Below are 18,783 nucleotides of genomic sequence, written 5' to 3'. Positions count from 1 at the left end.
TAAGACACCGCCCTTTCACGGCGGTAACACGGGTTCGATTCCCGTACGGGTCATAGACTTAAAATTGGTTAATTCAATTTTAAGTCTTTTTTTTGTGAAAGGAGTTACTTAAATGAAAAAACAATTAAAATGGACTAATTATTTATCGATTGGTTTTATGATATTTGGTTTGTTTTTTGGTGCTGGGAATTTGATTTTTCCTATTCAAATGGGTCAAGAAGCAGGTCAGGCAATCGGTTCTGCTAATATTGGTTTTCTATTAACAGGTATTGGCCTTCCTTTTCTAGGGATTTTAGCGTTCGGTTATTCAGGTAGTGAGAGTGTTTTTGATCTAGCCTCAAAAGTTAATCAGGGCTTTGCCTATTTGTTTACAACCATTTTATTTTTAATTATTGGGCCATTATTTGCGCTGCCAAGGTTAGCAACGACATCATTTGAAGTAGGTCTTTCAGGCGTTATTAGTCAAAATCATCATCCGGTAGTTTTACTAATTTTTAGTTGTCTTTTTTTTCTATTGTCCTGGTTTTTATCTTTAAATCCAACAAAGCTTATTGATTATATCGGTCGTTTTTTAACCCCTTTGTTTTTAATCTTACTTTTTATTTTGCTTAGTTTAGCTTTTATATTTCCTTTAGGGGCGATTAAAACCGCAACGATTCAGCCTTCTTATGCAATTCATCCTTTTGTTGAAGGTTTCCTAAATGGATATAATACATTGGATGCATTAGCTGCTTTAGCTTTCGGAACGATTGTTGTTAAAAGTGTCCAAAGCTTAGGTGATTTTTCTAAGAAGGAAGCAGCTACAAAAATAGCATACTCTGGATTAATCGGTGTCGTTTTAATGGGTGTTATTTATACGTTGTTATCTTATACAGGGGTGATGAGTCTAGGTGAGTTTCCATTAAATAAAAATGGTGGTATTACATTATCCCAAATCTCAACACATTATTTAGGTACTTTTGGTTATTGGTTAATGACTTTTATTGTTTTTATCGCGTGTCTAAAAACAGCGATTGGCTTGATATCCGCCTTCGCTCAAACCTTCACAAAAATGTATCCTAAATTTTCGTATCGTCAATATTGTGGTTTTGGAGCGTTGATATCAGCGTTAATTGCTAATGTTGGCTTAACAACAATCATAACGTTATCTAAACCTGTATTGATGTTTATTTATCCATTAGCAATGTTATTAATTATGATGTCATTATTTCATTCTTTTTTTGAAAAATTTACTTTTGTTTATCAATATGCAATTTATTTTACGATGGTAGCTTCTTTTCTGGAAGCTTTAAATGCGTTACCAGAATCTATGAAAAATCAATTTTTTATGAAAAAAATATTAGAAAAATTAACAGAGTTTTTACCACTTTATGAATTTGGATTTAGTTGGATCATTTTTGCTGTCATAGGAGTATTGATTGGTTTAATTGTTTCTCAAAGAAAAGGCAACGTAGGGGTTTAAAATTAAAAGTGCTTCTGAATCATTGTGATTCAGAAGCACTTTTAATTTATAAATAGTATTTTTTTGAAAGGCTTAGGTCATCATTTAGTTCGTAGACAAGCGGTTGCCCTGTTGGGATTTCTAAGCCCATAATATCATCATCTGAAATATCTTCGATATGCTTGCATAACGCTCTTAAGGAGTTTCCGTGAGCAGCGACTAAAACAGCTTCTTGGTTGATAAGGGAAGGAGCGATGTGATCTTCCCAAAAAGGAAGGGCTCTTTCAAGAGTTACTTTAAGATTTTCTCCACCAGGTATTGAATGGGGATCAAGTTTAGCGTATTTAGGATCATGAACAGCTGATTTAGCTTCTGTCGGATCAATTAGTGGGGGAAGGGTATCATAAGAGCGTCGCCACTCATGAACCTGCTCTTCACCATATTTTTCCGCTGTTTCTTTTTTATTTAGTCCTTGTAAAGCCCCATAGTGTCGCTCATTGAGTCGCCAAGATTTGACTTCCGGGACCCATAACTGGTCTGACTCTTCAAGAATGTAATGACAAGTTTTGATTGCGCGTTTTAAATAGGAAGTATAAGCAATATCAAAGTGAATTTGGTGCTCTTTAATTTTTTTACCCGCTTCTTTGGCTTCTTCAATTCCTTTTTCGCTTAAATCGACATCTTCCCAACCTGTAAATAAGTTTAAAGCATTCCATTCACTTAAACCATGACGTACAAAGACTAATTTTTTCATTTTGTTCCATCCCTTTCTCAATTAACGGGTCACTTCAACCGTTTTGACACCTTCAGTTTTGCTACCAATAATGACACGTGTCGCAATATCCAAGAATAGGCCATGTTCAACTACACCCACTTGATGATCTAGCCATTCAGCCAATTGCTTTGGATTTTCAATTTTTTCTAAGTACAAGTCAATGATATAATTTTTACTGTCAGTTAGTAAAGGATTTCCACTTGATAGTTGACGAATTTTTGGATTTAATCCTTTTATTTTGAATTTTTTCCATAATTGTTCGCTGCCATAAGGGATCACTTCGACAGGAAGTGGAAATGCTCCTAAATGTGCCACCATTTTTGATTCATCAACAATCCAAATGGTTTGGCTCGAGTAGGTTGCCACAATTTTTTCGAACAACAAAGCTGCACCTCCGCCTTTAATCCCATCAAACGTTGGCGAGATTTCATCAGCTCCATCAATGGTTAAATCAACCTGTTCTACTTCATCAATACTTTTTAAAGGAATACCTAGTTCCATTGCTTGTTTTTCGGTTGCCTTTGACGTTGTGACTCCGATAATTTTTAAATTTTCTTCCTTAATTCGACGTCCGATTTCTTCGACCATGTAGTATGCGGTAGAGCCAGTACCTAGGCCAACAATCATTCCGTCTTTAACGTACTTAGCCGCTTCAATCCCAACCATTTTTTTCAAATTCATTTTATTTCCTCCTAAAAGTATTAAAAGATCTAACCTAATTGTAAGCATATTCAATAAAAAAAGAAAGTAACAAAATAATAAAAAAAGTGATAATTAAGTATTGACGAAATTAGATACTCTATGATATAGTTACAAAGGTGCTTTAAGACAGGTTTCTTGAAAGAGACATGCTGACTGTAAAAGGCCTAACATGCAAGTTTACTTGCATCAATTTTTTTCTAAAAAAAAGAACCACCTGGATGTGTGGCTCTAGAAAGATTTCAGGAAGGAGGAACTATCATGCCTACAATTAATCAATTAGTGCGTAAATCTCGTAAATCAAAAATGAGTAAGTCAGACTCTCCTGCTTTAGGAAAGACTTATAATAGTTTCAAAAAATCTCAAACAAATGTGAACTCTCCACAAAAACGTGGTGTATGTACACGTGTGGGAACAATGACACCTAAAAAACCTAACTCTGCGTTACGTAAATATGCTCGTGTTCGTTTATCAAATTTAATCGAAGTAACTGCATATATTCCAGGAATTGGACATAACTTACAAGAGCATAGTGTTGTTTTAATCCGTGGTGGACGTGTGAAAGACTTACCAGGGGTACGTTATCATGTCGTTCGTGGTGCTTTAGATACAGCTGGTGTTAACGATCGTAAACAAAGCCGTTCTAAATACGGAACTAAAAAACCTAAAAAATAATTCAATTAAAAACAAATAGATAAAACAAAATTTTGGAAGGAGGAGTTACACATGCCTCGAAAAGGTCCTGTTACAAAACGTGATGTTTTACCAGATCCAATGTACAACTCAAAATTAGTGACTCGTTTAATCAACCGCGTTATGGTTGATGGTAAGCGTGGTGTTGCTTCAAGCATTATTTATGATGCTTTTAATCTTATTAAAGAATCTACAGGGAATGACGCATTGGAAGTTTTCGAACAAGCAATGGAAAATGTTATGCCTGTATTAGAAGTTAAAGCTCGTCGTGTTGGTGGTTCTAACTATCAAGTACCGGTTGAAGTTCGTCCTGAACGTCGTTCAACTTTAGCCTTACGTTGGATCGTTAACTATGCTCGTTTACGTGGTGAGCATACTATGGAACAACGTCTAGCTAAAGAAATTATGGATGCGGCTAACAATACTGGTTCTTCAGTTAAGAAACGTGAAGACGTGCATAAAATGGCTGAAGCCAACCGTGCGTTTGCACACTATCGTTGGTAGAATCCTCTTTTTTAGTAATTTACTAAAAAATATAAAACAAGAAGTATATAGAGAGAGGAGTAACAAAGAATGGCAAGAGAGTTTTCATTAGAAAATACTCGTAATATTGGTATTATGGCCCACGTTGATGCTGGTAAAACAACAACAACGGAACGTATCTTGTATTACACTGGTAAAATCCATAAATTGGGTGAGACGCATGAAGGTGCATCACAAATGGACTGGATGGCCCAAGAACAAGAACGTGGTATTACAATCACTTCTGCTGCAACAACTGCTCAATGGAAAGGTTATCGTGTTAACATTATCGATACACCAGGACACGTGGATTTCACGATTGAAGTTCAACGTTCATTGCGTGTATTAGATGGTGCGGTAACTGTACTAGATTCACAATCAGGTGTTGAACCTCAAACTGAAACAGTATGGCGTCAAGCAACAGATTATAAAGTTCCCCGTGTTGTCTTCTGTAATAAGATGGACAAAGTCGGTGCGGATTTCTTATATTCAGTAAAAACAATTCATGATCGTTTACAAGCAAACGCTCATCCAATTCAATTACCAATCGGTTCTGAAGAGAACTTTACGGGTATTATTGACTTAATCACAATGAAGGCCGAAATCTATACAAATGATTTAGGTACTGACATTCAAGAAACAGAAATTCCAGAAGAATATATGGACTTAGCTGTTGAATGGCGTGAAAAATTGGTTGAAGCAGTTGCTGAAACTGATGAAGAATTAATGATGAAATATTTAGATGGCGAAGAAATTGAAATTCCTGAGTTGAAAGATGCGATTCGTCGCGCAACAATTAATGTTGAGTTTTTCCCAGTTATGGCTGGTTCTGCTTTCAAAAACAAAGGTGTTCAGTTAATGCTAGATGCTGTTATCGATTATTTACCAGCTCCAACTGACGTTGAAGCGATTAAAGGTACTGATCTTAAAACAGAAGAAGAAGTACTTCGTCCAGCTGACGACACTGCTCCTTTTGCATCATTAGCTTTTAAAGTTATGACAGACCCATTTGTTGGTCGTCTAACATTCTTCCGTGTTTATTCTGGTATTTTAGAAAGTGGCTCTTACGTTTTAAATGCGTCTAAAGACAAAAAAGAACGTATTGGTCGTATTCTACAAATGCACGCAAACACTCGTAAAGAAATTGATTGCGTCTACTCTGGAGATATCGCTGCTGCTGTTGGTCTTAAAGATACAACAACAGGAGACACTCTATGTGACTTAGCAGCTCCAGTTATTTTAGAATCAATCGAATTCCCTGATCCAGTTATCCAAGTCGCTGTTGAACCAAAATCAAAAGCTGACCAAGATAAAATGGGTGTGGCTCTTCAAAAGCTTGCTGAAGAAGATCCATCATTCCGCGTTGAAACAAACGTTGAAACAGGTGAAACAGTTATTTCTGGTATGGGTGAGCTTCACTTAGATGTACTTGTTGACCGTATGCGTCGTGAGTTCAAAGTGGATGCAAACGTTGGTGCTCCACAAGTTTCTTATCGTGAAACATTTAGAGCAGCTAGTACACAAGCTGAAGGTAAATTTGTTCGTCAGTCTGGTGGTAAAGGACAATACGGTCACGTATGGGTTGAATTTACTCCAAATGAAGAAGGAAAAGGCTTTGAGTTTGAAAATGCGATTGTTGGTGGTGTGGTTCCTCGTGAATACATTCCAGCAGTTGAAAAAGGTTTAGCTGAATCAATGAACAACGGAGTTTTAGCTGGTTATCCATTAGTAGATATTAAAGCTAAACTTTATGATGGTTCTTACCATGATGTCGATTCAAATGAGACGGCATTCCGTGTTGCTGCATCTATGTCTCTAAAAGCTGCTGCTAAAAAAGCAAATCCAGTTATTTTAGAACCAATGATGAAAGTTACGGTTACTGTTCCTGAAGAATATTTAGGAGACATTATGGGACATGTTACAGCTCGTCGTGGACGTGTTGAAGGTATGGAGGCTCATGGTAATTCACAAATCGTTAATGCGATGGTACCATTAGCTCAAATGTTTGGATACGCGACAACATTACGTTCTGCAACACAAGGACGTGGAACATTTATGATGGTATTTGACCATTATGAAGACGTACCAAAATCAATTCAAGAAGAAATCATTAAGAAAAATGGTGGCGAAGCTTAAGCTAGTTTTGACTAGGAAAAGTAGCTACTATCATGTAAAATGATTAGAAGAGGGAATGGAAGCTTGCTTTTATTCCTTCCTCAATATATTATAATAAATGACTTTTAAATTTAGGAGGAATCATACAAAATGGCAAAAGAAAAATTTGATCGTTCGAAAGCCCATGTAAATATTGGTACTATCGGACACGTTGACCACGGTAAAACTACATTATCTGCAGCAATCGCTACAGTTTTAGCTAAAAACGGTTTCGGGGAAGCTCGTAACTATGCTGAAATCGATAACGCTCCAGAAGAAAAAGAACGTGGAATTACAATTAACACTTCTCATATTGAATATGAAACAGCAACTCGTCACTACGCTCACGTGGACTGCCCAGGACACGCGGATTACGTTAAAAACATGATTACTGGTGCTGCACAAATGGATGGAGCTATCTTAGTAGTATCTGCTGCTGATGGCCCTATGCCTCAAACTCGTGAACATATTCTTTTATCTCGTAACGTTGGTGTACCTTACATTGTTGTTTTCTTAAACAAAATGGATATGGTTGACGACGAAGAATTATTAGAATTAGTAGAAATGGAAGTTCGTGACTTATTAACAGAATACGATTTCCCTGGTGATGATACTCCAATCGTTGCTGGTTCTGCATTAAAAGCTTTAGAAGGCGAAGCTGCTTACGAAGAAAAAATTATGGAATTAATGGCTGCAGTTGACGAATATATCCCAACTCCAGAACGTGACACTGACAAACCATTCATGATGCCAGTTGAGGACGTATTCTCAATTACTGGTCGTGGTACTGTTGCTACTGGTCGTGTTGAACGTGGACAAGTTCGCGTTGGTGACGAAGTAGAAATCGTTGGTATCGCTGAAGATACTAAGAAAACAACTGTTACAGGTGTTGAAATGTTCCGTAAATTATTAGATTACGCTGAAGCTGGAGACAACATTGGTGCTTTATTACGTGGTGTATCTCGTGAAGATATCGAACGTGGACAAGTATTATCAGCTCCAGGAACAATCACTCCACATACTAAATTTAAAGCGGAAGTTTATGTTTTATCTAAAGAAGAAGGTGGACGTCATACTCCATTCTTTACTAACTACCGCCCACAATTTTATTTCCGTACGACAGACGTTACAGGTGTTGTTGACTTACCAGAAGGAACTGAAATGGTAATGCCTGGTGACAACGTAGCAATGATCGTAAACTTAATTCACCCAATCGCAATTGAAGACGGAACTCGTTTCTCAATTCGTGAAGGTGGACGTACAGTTGGTTCAGGTGTTGTAACTGAAATCATTGGTTAATCTTTCGATTAATCGTTAAAATAGGCTTCATGTACTCGGACATAAGAGACTGTTACACATCGTAACAGTCTCTTTTTTTACAAAAAAGTTTAGGATTATTATTTTTTAACAATGATTATGATTAATGGGGGATCAACTTATGAAGGGGAAAGTAAGTACGATTATCTTTGTATTCTCTTTAGTTTTTTCAATTACAGCAGTTGTAGCGGGGAATAGCTACTATAATAGAAAACAAGAAGTCTTAGCAAAAGAAGTATCTACGCTAATGACAACAGAAACAACAATCGCTTCTGAAGTGGTGAAAACACCTCAAGACGAAAGCGGGAAATTAAAACCAGAACAAAAAGCAGCAGTCGACTCTGCGCTGACGAAGATTATTAGTGACAATACGATAAAAGCAGATTTTACGTTAGAAGACTATCAATCTTTAAAAACAATGGTGGATGAGTTGCCAAATGGCACAGAGAAGACTCGTTATGTGTTAGAAATTGAGAAGATTGAGACAGCATTGACAAACATGGGAATAAATTATAAATAAATTGAAGAAAAGACTTGCTATACGAACTTTTCTTTAGTATAATTCTAGGGGTGCTGAATAAAAGAGTAAATCAGTATCTCACATGAAAATGTGAAGGCGCTGAAGCGAGAGGTTGCGACACACCCGGGAGCATTGCCACGGAGGCGTGTTGGAGATTTTCGTGGAGCTATGTCTACTTTTAAAATAGGCGAAGGAGGGAAAACAAATGGCAAAACAAAAAATTCGTATCCGTTTAAAAGCATATGAACATCGTGTATTAGATCAGTCAGCTGAAAAAATTGTGGAAACAGCAATAAGAACAGGTGCTGAGGTATCGGGTCCAATCCCATTACCGACAGACCGTTCAGTATATACAGTTATTCGCGCGACTCATAAATACAAAGATTCACGTGAACAATTTGAAATGCGAACTCACAAACGTCTTATCGACATCGTGAGCCCAACACCAAAAACAGTTGATGCTTTAATGAAGCTTGACTTACCAAGTGGTGTAAATATTGAAATTAAATTATAAAAAATAAGATCATGGAGGTGTACTCATGACTAAAGGAATCTTAGGGAAAAAAGTGGGAATGACTCAAATCTTCACTGAGAATGGTGAATTAATTCCAGTAACTGTAATTGAAGCAACGCCAAACGTTGTTTTACAAGTAAAAACAGTTGCAACTGACGGCTACGAAGCTGTTCAGGTTGGATACCAAGACAAACGTGAAGTTTTATCAAACAAACCTGCTAAAGGTCATGTTGCAAAAGCAAAAACAGCTCCTAAGCGCTTCATTAAAGAAATCAAAAATGTTGAGCTAGGAGAATACGAAGTAGGACAAGAAATCAAGGTGGATGTATTCCAAGCTGGAGACATTGTTGATGTCACAGGTACAACTAAGGGTAAAGGTTTCCAAGGCGTTATCAAACGTCATGGCCAATCTCGCGGACCAATGACTCACGGTTCTCGTTACCACCGTCGTCCTGGATCAATGGGCCCTGTGGATCCTAATCACGTATTAAAAGGTAAAAAATTAGCGGGTCGTATGGGTGGAGATCGTGTAACGATTCAAAACTTAGAGATCGTTAAAGTAGATACAGATAAAAATGTTATTTTAGTTAAAGGAAATGTTCCTGGAGCTAAAAAATCATTAATCGAAATTAAAACAGCAGTTAAGGCTGCTAAATAACTGTGGGAGAGGAGGAACTAAAGAATGACATCTGTAGCATTATTTAAACAAGATGGAACTCAAAATGGCGAAATTACTTTAAATGAAGGAATTTTTGGCATTGAACCAAATGAAAGTGTTGTATACGACGCAATCATCATGCAACGTGCTTCTTTAAGACAAGGAACACATGCAGTGAAAAACCGTAGTGCTGTTCGTGGCGGTGGACGTAAACCATGGCGTCAAAAAGGGACTGGCCGTGCACGTCAAGGATCAATCCGCTCACCACAATGGCGTGGAGGTGGTATTGTTTTCGGACCAACACCACGTTCATACAGCTACAAACTTCCTAAAAAAGTTCGTCGCTTAGCAATCAAATCTGTTTTATCAGAAAAAGTTGCTGAAAATAAATTGGTTGTTGTTGAAGGCTTAGCATTTGACGCACCAAAAACAAAAGAATTTAAACAAGTTTTAGCTAACCTTTCAATCGATACTAAGGTATTAGTTGTTTTAGAAAGTGGAAATGACTTTGCAGCATTATCTGGACGTAACTTACCAAACGTTTCTATTATTGAATCAGATAACGTAAGCGTTCTTGATGTAGTTGCAGCGGATAAAATGTTAGTCACTAAAACTGCTCTGACTCAGGTAGAGGAGGTGCTTGCATAATGGAATTAACCAATGTCATCAAACGCCCAGTCATCACTGAAATGTCAGTTGAAGCTATGGACGATAAAAAATATACGTTTGAAGTAGATACGAGAGCTAACAAAACATTAGTTAAGCAAGCTGTCGAAGCTATTTTCGGCGTAAAAGTTGAAAAAGTAAATATCATGAACGTTAAACCTAAGTTTAAAAGAATGGGTAAATACGCTGGTTACACGAAAAAACGTCGTAAAGCGATTGTTACCTTAACAGAAGGTTCAAAAGAAATTCAAATTTTTGATGCAGAATAATTAAGTCATCGATTAAAGTAGGAGGGAAATCACGTGGCGATTAAAAAGTATAAACCTACCACAAATGGTCGTCGTAACATGACTAGTTTGGACTTTGCTGAAATTACTACAGCAACTCCAGAGAAAACATTGTTACGTCCATTGAGCAAAAATGCTGGCCGTAATAACCAAGGTAAAATCACTGTCCGTCACCAAGCGGGTGGACACAAACGCCAATATCGTTTAATTGACTTTAAACGTAATAAAGACAACGTTGTTGCTATTGTTAAAACGATCGAATATGATCCAAACAGAACAGCAAATATCGCTTTACTACACTATACTGATGGTGTTAAAGCTTATATCTTAGCTCCAAAAGGACTAACAGTCGGAACTCAAATCACTTCAGGTGAAGATGCTGATATTAAAATTGGTAACGCGTTACCATTAAATAAAATCCCAGTAGGTACTGTTATCCACAATATTGAGTTAAAACCTGGTAAAGGTGGACAATTAAACCGTTCTGCTGGAACTAGCGCTCAAGTTTTAGGTAAAGAAGGAAAATACGTATTGGTTCGTTTGAACTCAGGCGAAGTTCGTATGATCTTAGGTTCTTGCCGTGCTACTATTGGTACTGTAGGTAATGAACAACATGAATTAGTTAATATTGGTAAAGCGGGACGTAATCGCTGGTTAGGTAAACGCCCAACTGTACGTGGTAGCGTAATGAACCCTAACGATCACCCACACGGTGGTGGTGAAGGTAAAGCACCAATCGGACATCCATCTCCAATGAGTCCATGGGGCAAACCAACACTTGGATACAAAACTCGTAGCAAAAAAGCTAAATCAGATAAATTTATTGTACGTCGTCGTAAATCTAAATAATCACTTGGTTAGTATTAACCAAGGTGAAATATCGAGAGGAGGATCACCATGGGTCGCAGCTTAAAAAAAGGACCTTTTGTAGACTCTCACTTAATGAATAAAGTGGAAGCACAAAAAGAACAAACTAAAAAAACCGTTATTAAAACATGGTCACGACGTTCTACAATTTTTCCTAACTTTGTAGGATACACAATCGCAGTATATGACGGAAGAAAGCATGTTCCTGTTTATATTCAAGAAGATATGGTAGGACATAAATTGGGTGAATTCGCACCAACTAGAACTTACCGCGGACATGCAACTGATGACAAAAAAACTAAACGCTAATTGAGGGGAGGAAACGAACATGTCAGAAAGAATTACTTCAGCTAAGGCAACTGCTAAAACAGTTCGCACTTCACCTCGTAAGACAAGACTTGTTGTTGACCTAATCAGAGGAAAACAAGTAGGAGAAGCTATTTCAATTTTGAAATTTTCACCTAACAAAGCAGCAGGTATTGTTGAAAAAGTGCTTATGTCAGCAATTGCAAACGCAGAAAATAACTTTGACTTAGATGTTGAAGATTTGGTAGTATCAGAAGTATTTGTTAACGAAGGACCAACAATGAAACGCTTTCGCCCTCGTGCCAAAGGATCTGCTTCACCAATCAACAAACGTACAAGTCATATTACAGTAGTTGTATCAGAAAAATAAGGAGGGATTAATCAGTGGGTCAAAAAGTAAATCCAATTGGTATGCGTGTCGGCGTCATCCGTGACTGGAACGCAAAGTGGTACGCTGAAAAAGAATATGCTGATTACTTACACGAAGATTTAAAAATTCGTAAGTTTATCGCAACTAGACTAGCTGATGCTTCTGTTTCTACTATTGAAATCGAACGTGCAGCAAATCGCGTAAACATTTCAATCCACACTGCTAAACCAGGTATGGTTATTGGTAAGGGTGGTTCTGAAGTTGAAGCATTAAGAAAAGAATTAAACAAAATTACTGGTAAGAGAGTACACATCAACATTGTAGAAATCAAAAAACCAGATTTAGATGCAAAATTAGTTGGTGAAGGAATTGCACGTCAATTAGAAAACCGTGTTGCTTTCCGTCGTGCTCAAAAACAAGCAATCCAACGTACAATGAGAGCTGGAGCTCAAGGAATTAAAACTTTAGTTTCAGGTCGTTTAAACGGTGCCGATATGGCTCGTTCTGAAGGTTATTCTGAAGGAACTGTTCCTTTACATACTTTAAGAGCAGACATTGACTATGCATGGGAAGAAGCAGATACAACATACGGAAAACTAGGAGTTAAAGTGTGGATTTGTCGTGGAGAAATTCTTCCAGAAAAGAAAAACACTGAGAAAGGAGGGAAATAATCATGTTAGTACCTAAACGTGTAAAACACCGTCGTGAATTTAGAGGTAAAATGCGCGGTGAAGCAAAAGGTGGAAAAGAAGTATCTTTTGGTGAATATGGCTTACAAGCTGTTGAATCTCATTGGATTACTAACCGTCAAATTGAAGCTTCTCGTATTGCCATGACTCGTTACATGAAACGTGGTGGGAAAGTATGGATTAAGATTTTCCCTCATAAATCATATACGTCAAAAGCTATTGGTGTGCGTATGGGTTCTGGTAAAGGAGCTCCAGAAGGCTGGGTATCTCCAGTTAAACGCGGTAAGATCTTATTCGAAATCGCTGGTGTTCCAGAATCAGTAGCTCGTGAAGCGTTAAGATTAGCTTCTCACAAACTACCAATCAAAACAAAAATTGTAAAACGTGAAGAAATGGGTGGTGAATCGAATGAAGGTTAAAGATATCAGAGAGTTAACCACTGCTGAAATGATCGCTAAAGAAAAAGAGTATAGAGAAGAGTTGTTCAACTTACGTTTTCAATTAGCAACAGGTCAATTAGAAAACACAGCTCGAGTTTCAGAAGTTCGCAAATCGATTGCACGCATCAAAACAGTTTTGCGTGAACAAGAAACTGCTAAGTAATAGTGGAAGGAGGCCATATACAGATGACTCAAGAGAGAAATGAACGTAAAGTTTACACTGGACGTGTAGTTTCAGACAAAATGGATAAAACAATCACAGTTGTCGTAGAAACTAAAAAAACCCATAAAATTTACGGTAAAAGAGTAAAATACTCTAAAAAATATAAAGCTCATGATGAAAACAACGTTGCTAAAACGGGAGACATCGTAAAAATCATGGAAACTCGTCCATTATCTGCGACAAAACGCTTCCGTTTAGTTGAAGTAGTAGAAGAAGCAGTAATTATTTAATTCGAATTTTCCTATAAATGAAGCTGAAAGTTTGAAAGGAGGATACCTCAAATGATCCAACAAGAATCTCGTATGAAAGTTGCCGATAACTCAGGTGCTCGTGAAGTTTTAACTATCAAAGTACTTGGTGGTTCTGGAAGAAAGACTGCCAATATTGGTGATATCGTTACTTGTACGGTTAAACATGCAACACCAGGTGGTGTTGTCAAAAAAGGTGAAGTTGTAAAAGCTGTTATTGTACGTACTAAATCAGGCGCTCGTCGTTCTGACGGTTCATATATTAAATTTGATGAAAATGCATGTGTGATTATTCGTGATGATAAGAGCCCACGTGGAACTCGTATCTTTGGACCTGTTGCTCGCGAACTACGCGACAACAACTTCATGAAGATAATCTCACTAGCACCAGAAGTGTTATAATACATACTCATGTTTAAAGGAGGTGCGAAACAAGATGTTCGTTAAAACAGGCGATAAAGTAAAAGTTATCACAGGTAAAGATAAAAGCAAAGAAGGCATCGTACTTCAGGCTTTTCCAAAACAAGACCGTGTTATTGTTGAGGGTGTTAACATGATTAAAAAACACCAAAAGCCTAGCGCGACAGCTCCTCAGGGAGGAATTATCGAAACAGAAGCATCTATTCACGTTTCTAATGTAATGGTGATTGATCCATCTAATGGAGAGCCAACACGCGTTGGATACAAAGATGTTGACGGTAAGAAACTACGCGTTTCTAAAAAAACTGGAGAAGTTTTAGATAAATAAAGAAATTAGGAAGGAGGCCCTTTTTAGATGAACCGCCTAAAAGAAAAGTATCTTAAAGAAGTTACACCATCAATGATGGAAAAATTTAATTATACATCTGTAATGCAAACACCAAAAGTTGATAAGATTGTTGTCAATATGGGTGTGGGTGATGCAGTTTCAAATACTAAGAACTTGGATAAAGCAGTTGAAGAACTTGCTTTAATTACTGGTCAAAAACCAATTATCACTAAAGCTAAGAAGTCTATCGCTGGTTTCCGTTTGCGTGAAGGTATGCCAATCGGATGTAAAGTGACATTACGTGGAGAAAGAATGTACGAATTTTTAGATAAATTAGTAACAGTTTCTTTACCTCGTGTACGTGACTTCCATGGTATTAGTAAAAAATCATTCGACGGACGTGGAAATTATACTTTAGGTGTTAAAGAACAATTAATTTTCCCAGAAGTAGATTATGATTTGGTTGATAAAGTTCGAGGTATGGACATTGTTATCGTTACTACAGCTAATACAGACGAAGAATCTCGTGAACTATTAGATCAACTTGGAATGCCATTCCAAAAATAATTAAAGGAGGCGAACTACGTGGCTAAAAAATCAATGATTGCTAAAAATAAACGTCCGGCAAAGTTCTCAAGTCAAGAGTATACTCGTTGTGAACGTTGTGGTCGTCCACATTCAGTTTATCGTAAATTTAAACTTTGTCGTATTTGCTTCCGTGAACTTGCCTATAAAGGACAAATTCCCGGCGTGAAGAAAGCAAGCTGGTAAAAAAAGTAAACCGCTAAAGGAGGTAAATATTTCAATGGTTATGACAGATCCAATTGCAGATTTTCTAACTCGTATCCGTAACGCGAATATCGTGAAGCATGATTCATTAGAAGTACCTGCATCTAAAATCAAACTAGAAATCGCTAAAATCTTACAACGTGAAGGTTTTGTACGTGAAGTAGAAAGCATTGAAGATGATAAACAAGGAATTATTCGTGTATTCCTAAAATATGGTAAAAACGACGAGCGCGTTATTACTAACTTAAAACGTATCTCTAAACCAGGTTTACGTGCATATGTCAAAGCTGATGAAGTACCAAAAGTACTTAATGGTTTAGGTATAGCTGTTATCTCAACTTCAGAAGGTGTCTTAACTGACAAAGAAGCTAGAGAACGTAATATTGGTGGAGAAGTATTAGCATACGTTTGGTAAAAATTAATTGATTAAGGAGGTGTCCTAGAGTGAGTCGTATTGGTAATAAACCAGTGGTAATCCCTAATGGTGTGACAGTAGCACAAAACGGATTAACCGTAACAGTTAAAGGACCTAAAGGTGAATTAACTCGTGAGTTTTCACCTAACATTACATTAAATATCGAAGAAGGCGTGGTAACATTATCTCGTCCTAATGATAGTAAAGAAAACAAAACTTTGCATGGAACAATGCGTGCTAACTTAAACAACATGGTTGTTGGAGTTAACGAAGGTTTTGAAAAAGCTCTAGAATTAATCGGGGTTGGGTACCGTGCACAATTACAAGGTAAAAAACTTGTATTGAACGTTGGATACTCACATCCAGTTGAATTCGAAGCTCCAGAAGGAGTAACAATTGAAGTTCCTTCTAATACATCTGTAATCGTTAAAGGCTCTAACAAAGAAGTTGTTGGAGAATTAGCAGCAAATGTACGTGGAGTACGTCCTCCTGAGCCTTATAAAGGTAAAGGTATTCGCTATGTTGGTGAATATGTAAGACGTAAAGAAGGTAAAACAGGTAAATAATAAATAATTAAGAGGTGACAATTGTGATTACAAAACCAGATAAAAATAAAACGCGCCAGAAGAGACATCGTCGCGTACGTAACAAAATCTCTGGTACTGCTGAGTGCCCACGCTTGAACGTTTTTCGTTCTAACAAAAACATCTACGCTCAATTAATTGATGACGTAGCGGGTGTAACGCTAGCAAGTGCCTCTACTGTAGATAAAGAAATTACAGCAGAAGATAAAACAGAAGCAGCTAAAGCCGTTGGTGCAGCTGTAGCTAAAAGAGCATCAGAAAAAGGTATTAAAGAAGTAGTCTTTGACCGTGGTGGATACCTTTACCATGGCCGTGTTGCAGCTTTAGCAGAAGCAGCTCGTGAAAATGGACTAGAATTTTAAAAGAAGGAGGAACACCATTCATGGTTAATTTAGATGCTAGACAATTCGACTTAGAAGACCGCGTAGTAGCTATCAACCGCGTATCAAAAGTTGTAAAAGGTGGACGTCGTCTACGCTTTGCTGCTTTAGTAGTTGTTGGAGACAGAAATGGTCATGTTGGATTTGGTACTGGTAAAGCTCAAGAAGTACCAGAAGCTATTCGTAAAGCAGTAGAAGATGCTAAGAAAAACGTAATTGAAGTACCAATGGTCGGTTCAACAATTCCTCACGAAGTGATGGGTTCATTCTGTGGTGGACGTATTTTAATGAAACCTGCTCTTGCGGGTTCTGGAGTTGCAGCTGGTGGACCAGTCCGTGCCGTACTTGAGTTATCAGGAATTTCTGATATTACAAGTAAATCATTAGGATCAAATACACCTGTAAACGTTGTTCGCGCAACTATTGAAGGTTTAAGCAGATTGAAGAGAGCAGAAGAAGTTGCCGCATTAAGAGGCGTTTCTGTTGAAGAATTAATCGGATAGGAGGACTAAAAATGAGTGAATTAAAAATTACGTTAAGACGTAGTGTCATTGGACGTCCCCAAAACCAACGTGATACAGTAAAAGCTTTAGGTTTGAAAAAAACTAATTCAAGCGTTGTTAAACCAAACAATGTAGCAATCAAAGGTATGGTTAACACTGTTTCACATTTAGTGGACGTAGAAGAAATTTAATTAAATTTCAACAAACTACTTTAAGGAGGTGCCGAGTTAATGAAACTTCATGAATTACAGCCGGCAGAAGGATCAAGACAAGTACGTAATCGTGTAGGTCGTGGATCATCATCTGGAAATGGTAAAACTTCAGGTCGTGGTCAAAAAGGACAAAAATCACGTTCAGGTGGTAAAGTACGATTAGGATTTGAAGGGGGTCAAACACCTTTATTCCGTCGTTTACCAAAACGTGGATTTACTAATATCAACCGTAAAGATTATGCTATTGTAAATCTTGACGTATTAAATCGTTTCGAAGACGGAGCAGAAGTAACACCAACTGTTTTAGTTGAATCTGGAATTATAAAAGATGTGAAATCAGGTATTAAGGTTTTAGGTAACGGGGAATTATCTAAAAAGCTTACTGTAAAAGCAGCTAAATTCTCTAAATCCGCTCAATCTGCCATTGAAGCAGCTGGTGGTACAATAGAGGTGATCTAATGTTTAAACTGTTGAAGGATTCGTTTAAGGTAAAGGATATTCGTAATAAAATATTCTTTACACTTTTCATTCTCTTCGCGTTTAGAGTTGGGGCCCATATTACAGTACCAGGCGTTAATGCAAAAGCACTTCTTGGTTTAAATGATTTAGCTTTAATGGCTATGTTTAATACCGTTAGTGGTAATGCGATGGAAAACTTCTCATTGTTTGCAATGGGAGTGTCACCATATATTACGGCGTCGATTATTATCCAGTTACTACAGATGGACATTGTGCCAAAATTTGTAGAATGGTCAAAACAAGGTGAGGTTGGTCGACGTAAGTTGAACCAAGCCACTCGTTATTTAACATTAGTACTCGGCTTTGCCCAATCGATAGGTATTACAGCAGGTTTTAATGCTTTTACCAAATCTGGTTTGGTTGAATCACCGAGTGCATATACCTATTTTACGATAGGGTTAATCCTCACGGCTGGAACGATGCTTGTTACCTGGATGGGTGAGCAGATTTCCGAGCGTGGGCTTGGAAATGGTGTTTCAATGATTATCTTTGCGGGTATTGTTGCTCGCTTCCCTGGAAGTGTCAAAGAAGTCTATGAAGCATTATTTGTAAACGTTGAAGCAGGACATACATTGAAGTCTGTTGTCTTACTTGCTATTTTAGTGATTGCGATCTTAGTCGTCGTTGCATTAGTAACGTATGTACAACAAGCAGAAAGAAAAATCCCAATTCAATATACTAAACGTGTTGCTGGCGCACCACAAAGTAGTTATTTACCATTAAAAGTAAATGCTGCTGGAGTAATTCCAGTTATCTTTGCGAGTTCACTAATTGCAACACCTCAAGCAATATTTAGTGCCTTTGCTACCTCACAAGGTGGTAAGCCTTGGTACGAAATAGTAACTAAGATTTTTAGTTACCAAACTATTCCAGGTGGAATAGTCTATACGATTCTGATTATTGCTTTTACATTCTTCTATGCTTTTGTTCAGGTTAACCCTGAAAAAGTTGCTGAGAATTTACAAAAGCAAGGTAGCTATATTCCAAGTGTACGACCTGGTAAACCAACTGAAGAATTTATTTCTAAATTATTAATGAAATTAAGTACAGTTGGTGCATTATTCTTAGGTCTAGTTGCAATTCTACCTATTCTTGCTCAAAACTTGTGGAACTTACCACAATCAATAGGGCTAGGTGGTACAAGTTTATTAATCGTTATCAGTGTTGCATTGGAAACGAATAAACAACTTGAAGGATTACTGTTAAAACGTCAGTACACTGGTTTTATCAGAGAGTAAGAGTGT

The 18,783-nt window shown here is 37.4% G+C and carries 30 protein-coding genes; 28 read left to right on the top strand and 2 right to left on the bottom strand.

The window, feature by feature from the left end; all coding sequences use genetic code 11:
* Positions 1-112: 112 nt before the first annotated feature.
* Complete coding sequence (gene brnQ / locus ACTJFD_RS11025) at positions 113-1,462, top strand: branched-chain amino acid transport system II carrier protein (RefSeq protein ID WP_442261584.1); 1,350 nt, start codon at positions 113-115, stop codon at positions 1,460-1,462.
* Positions 1,463-1,508: 46 nt separating this feature from the next.
* Here brnQ and gpmA read toward each other — a convergent pair whose 3' ends face one another.
* Together gpmA and rpiA are read right to left on the bottom strand one after the other, a co-directional pair.
* Positions 1,509-2,195 carry a 2,3-diphosphoglycerate-dependent phosphoglycerate mutase gene (gene gpmA / locus ACTJFD_RS11020; RefSeq protein ID WP_442261583.1) on the bottom strand — a complete coding sequence of 229 codons (687 nt, stop codon included), beginning with the start codon at positions 2,193-2,195 and terminating at the stop codon, positions 1,509-1,511.
* A 21-nt stretch (positions 2,196-2,216) separates the two neighbouring features.
* Entirely contained in the window at positions 2,217-2,897 is a 681-nt protein-coding gene (rpiA, locus tag ACTJFD_RS11015) for a ribose-5-phosphate isomerase RpiA (protein WP_442261582.1), read from the bottom strand.
* Positions 2,898-3,176: 279 nt separating this feature from the next.
* Here rpiA and rpsL point away from each other — a divergent pair, with 279 nt between their 5' ends.
* The 27 genes from rpsL to secY all read left to right on the top strand — a co-directional run bounded on the left by rpsL (position 3,177) and on the right by secY (position 18,777).
* Positions 3,177-3,590 carry a 30S ribosomal protein S12 gene (gene rpsL / locus ACTJFD_RS11010; protein ID WP_442261581.1) on the top strand — a complete coding sequence of 138 codons (414 nt, stop codon included), beginning with the start codon at positions 3,177-3,179 and terminating at the stop codon, positions 3,588-3,590.
* A gap of 51 nt (positions 3,591-3,641) precedes the next feature.
* Positions 3,642-4,112 (top strand): 30S ribosomal protein S7, encoded by a 471-nt coding sequence (gene rpsG / locus ACTJFD_RS11005; RefSeq protein WP_442261580.1) that lies wholly within the window; start codon positions 3,642-3,644, stop codon positions 4,110-4,112.
* A gap of 69 nt (positions 4,113-4,181) precedes the next feature.
* A complete protein-coding gene (gene fusA / locus ACTJFD_RS11000; RefSeq protein WP_442261579.1) occupies positions 4,182-6,266 on the top strand; it encodes an elongation factor G in 2,085 nt (694 codons plus the stop codon).
* 129 nt (positions 6,267-6,395) lie between these two features.
* Positions 6,396-7,583 carry an elongation factor Tu gene (gene tuf / locus ACTJFD_RS10995; RefSeq protein ID WP_442261578.1) on the top strand — a complete coding sequence of 396 codons (1,188 nt, stop codon included), beginning with the start codon at positions 6,396-6,398 and terminating at the stop codon, positions 7,581-7,583.
* A 139-nt stretch (positions 7,584-7,722) separates the two neighbouring features.
* A complete protein-coding gene (locus ACTJFD_RS10990; RefSeq protein WP_442261577.1) occupies positions 7,723-8,121 on the top strand; it encodes a hypothetical protein in 399 nt (132 codons plus the stop codon).
* Positions 8,122-8,326: 205 nt separating this feature from the next.
* Complete coding sequence (rpsJ, locus tag ACTJFD_RS10985; protein ID WP_442261576.1) at positions 8,327-8,635, top strand: 30S ribosomal protein S10; 309 nt, start codon at positions 8,327-8,329, stop codon at positions 8,633-8,635.
* A gap of 25 nt (positions 8,636-8,660) precedes the next feature.
* The gene (gene rplC, locus ACTJFD_RS10980) at positions 8,661-9,293 is read left to right on the top strand and encodes a 50S ribosomal protein L3 (protein ID WP_442261575.1); all 633 of its coding nucleotides are present in this window, start codon (positions 8,661-8,663) and stop codon (positions 9,291-9,293) included.
* Between the two features lie 24 nt (positions 9,294-9,317).
* Positions 9,318-9,941, top strand: a complete 624-nt coding sequence (rplD, locus tag ACTJFD_RS10975; RefSeq protein WP_442261574.1) for a 50S ribosomal protein L4 — start codon at positions 9,318-9,320, stop codon at positions 9,939-9,941.
* Entirely contained in the window at positions 9,941-10,228 is a 288-nt protein-coding gene (rplW, locus tag ACTJFD_RS10970; RefSeq protein ID WP_442261573.1) for a 50S ribosomal protein L23, read from the top strand. The genes rplD and rplW overlap by 1 nt, the downstream gene beginning before the upstream one ends.
* A gap of 33 nt (positions 10,229-10,261) precedes the next feature.
* Positions 10,262-11,095 (top strand): 50S ribosomal protein L2, encoded by an 834-nt coding sequence (rplB, locus tag ACTJFD_RS10965; RefSeq protein WP_442261572.1) that lies wholly within the window; start codon positions 10,262-10,264, stop codon positions 11,093-11,095.
* Positions 11,096-11,143: 48 nt separating this feature from the next.
* On the top strand, positions 11,144-11,422 hold the full coding sequence (gene rpsS, locus ACTJFD_RS10960) for a 30S ribosomal protein S19 (RefSeq protein ID WP_442261571.1): 279 nt from the start codon (positions 11,144-11,146) through the stop codon (positions 11,420-11,422).
* Between the two features lie 19 nt (positions 11,423-11,441).
* The gene (gene rplV / locus ACTJFD_RS10955; protein WP_442261570.1) at positions 11,442-11,789 is read left to right on the top strand and encodes a 50S ribosomal protein L22; all 348 of its coding nucleotides are present in this window, start codon (positions 11,442-11,444) and stop codon (positions 11,787-11,789) included.
* Positions 11,790-11,803: 14 nt separating this feature from the next.
* Positions 11,804-12,460: a 30S ribosomal protein S3 gene (gene rpsC / locus ACTJFD_RS10950; RefSeq protein ID WP_442261569.1), complete on the top strand. Its 657-nt coding sequence runs from the start codon at positions 11,804-11,806 to the stop codon at positions 12,458-12,460.
* A gap of 2 nt (positions 12,461-12,462) precedes the next feature.
* Positions 12,463-12,897, top strand: a complete 435-nt coding sequence (gene rplP, locus ACTJFD_RS10945; RefSeq protein WP_442261568.1) for a 50S ribosomal protein L16 — start codon at positions 12,463-12,465, stop codon at positions 12,895-12,897.
* Positions 12,887-13,081 carry a 50S ribosomal protein L29 gene (gene rpmC / locus ACTJFD_RS10940; protein WP_442261567.1) on the top strand — a complete coding sequence of 65 codons (195 nt, stop codon included), beginning with the start codon at positions 12,887-12,889 and terminating at the stop codon, positions 13,079-13,081. The genes rplP and rpmC overlap by 11 nt, the downstream gene beginning before the upstream one ends.
* Before the next feature lie 23 nt (positions 13,082-13,104).
* Positions 13,105-13,371 (top strand): 30S ribosomal protein S17, encoded by a 267-nt coding sequence (rpsQ, locus tag ACTJFD_RS10935; RefSeq protein WP_442261566.1) that lies wholly within the window; start codon positions 13,105-13,107, stop codon positions 13,369-13,371.
* A 51-nt stretch (positions 13,372-13,422) separates the two neighbouring features.
* Complete coding sequence (rplN, locus tag ACTJFD_RS10930; protein WP_442261565.1) at positions 13,423-13,791, top strand: 50S ribosomal protein L14; 369 nt, start codon at positions 13,423-13,425, stop codon at positions 13,789-13,791.
* A 34-nt stretch (positions 13,792-13,825) separates the two neighbouring features.
* Positions 13,826-14,137: a 50S ribosomal protein L24 gene (gene rplX / locus ACTJFD_RS10925; protein ID WP_442261564.1), complete on the top strand. Its 312-nt coding sequence runs from the start codon at positions 13,826-13,828 to the stop codon at positions 14,135-14,137.
* A 27-nt stretch (positions 14,138-14,164) separates the two neighbouring features.
* Entirely contained in the window at positions 14,165-14,704 is a 540-nt protein-coding gene (rplE, locus tag ACTJFD_RS10920; RefSeq protein ID WP_442261563.1) for a 50S ribosomal protein L5, read from the top strand.
* 18 nt (positions 14,705-14,722) lie between these two features.
* Positions 14,723-14,908: a type Z 30S ribosomal protein S14 gene (locus tag ACTJFD_RS10915; RefSeq protein ID WP_010754753.1), complete on the top strand. Its 186-nt coding sequence runs from the start codon at positions 14,723-14,725 to the stop codon at positions 14,906-14,908.
* A 34-nt stretch (positions 14,909-14,942) separates the two neighbouring features.
* Positions 14,943-15,341: a 30S ribosomal protein S8 gene (gene rpsH, locus ACTJFD_RS10910; protein WP_442261562.1), complete on the top strand. Its 399-nt coding sequence runs from the start codon at positions 14,943-14,945 to the stop codon at positions 15,339-15,341.
* A gap of 29 nt (positions 15,342-15,370) precedes the next feature.
* Positions 15,371-15,907 carry a 50S ribosomal protein L6 gene (gene rplF, locus ACTJFD_RS10905; RefSeq protein ID WP_442261561.1) on the top strand — a complete coding sequence of 179 codons (537 nt, stop codon included), beginning with the start codon at positions 15,371-15,373 and terminating at the stop codon, positions 15,905-15,907.
* A gap of 23 nt (positions 15,908-15,930) precedes the next feature.
* Positions 15,931-16,287, top strand: coding sequence for a 50S ribosomal protein L18 (gene rplR / locus ACTJFD_RS10900; protein WP_442261560.1), 357 nt, complete (start codon positions 15,931-15,933; stop codon positions 16,285-16,287).
* Between the two features lie 20 nt (positions 16,288-16,307).
* A complete protein-coding gene (rpsE, locus tag ACTJFD_RS10895) occupies positions 16,308-16,808 on the top strand; it encodes a 30S ribosomal protein S5 (RefSeq protein WP_442261559.1) in 501 nt (166 codons plus the stop codon).
* Positions 16,809-16,819: 11 nt separating this feature from the next.
* On the top strand, positions 16,820-16,999 hold the full coding sequence (rpmD, locus tag ACTJFD_RS10890; RefSeq protein ID WP_442261558.1) for a 50S ribosomal protein L30: 180 nt from the start codon (positions 16,820-16,822) through the stop codon (positions 16,997-16,999).
* A 39-nt stretch (positions 17,000-17,038) separates the two neighbouring features.
* A complete protein-coding gene (gene rplO / locus ACTJFD_RS10885) occupies positions 17,039-17,479 on the top strand; it encodes a 50S ribosomal protein L15 (protein ID WP_442261557.1) in 441 nt (146 codons plus the stop codon).
* The gene (secY, locus tag ACTJFD_RS10880) at positions 17,479-18,777 is read left to right on the top strand and encodes a preprotein translocase subunit SecY (protein ID WP_442261556.1); all 1,299 of its coding nucleotides are present in this window, start codon (positions 17,479-17,481) and stop codon (positions 18,775-18,777) included. The genes rplO and secY overlap by 1 nt, the downstream gene beginning before the upstream one ends.
* The last annotated feature ends 6 nt before the right edge of the window (positions 18,778-18,783 follow it).

This window comes from Vagococcus sp. (assembly GCF_052102835.1).
GTDB lineage: Bacteria > Bacillota > Bacilli > Lactobacillales > Vagococcaceae > Vagococcus.
This window is presented reverse-complemented; position numbering and strand designations above follow the sequence as displayed.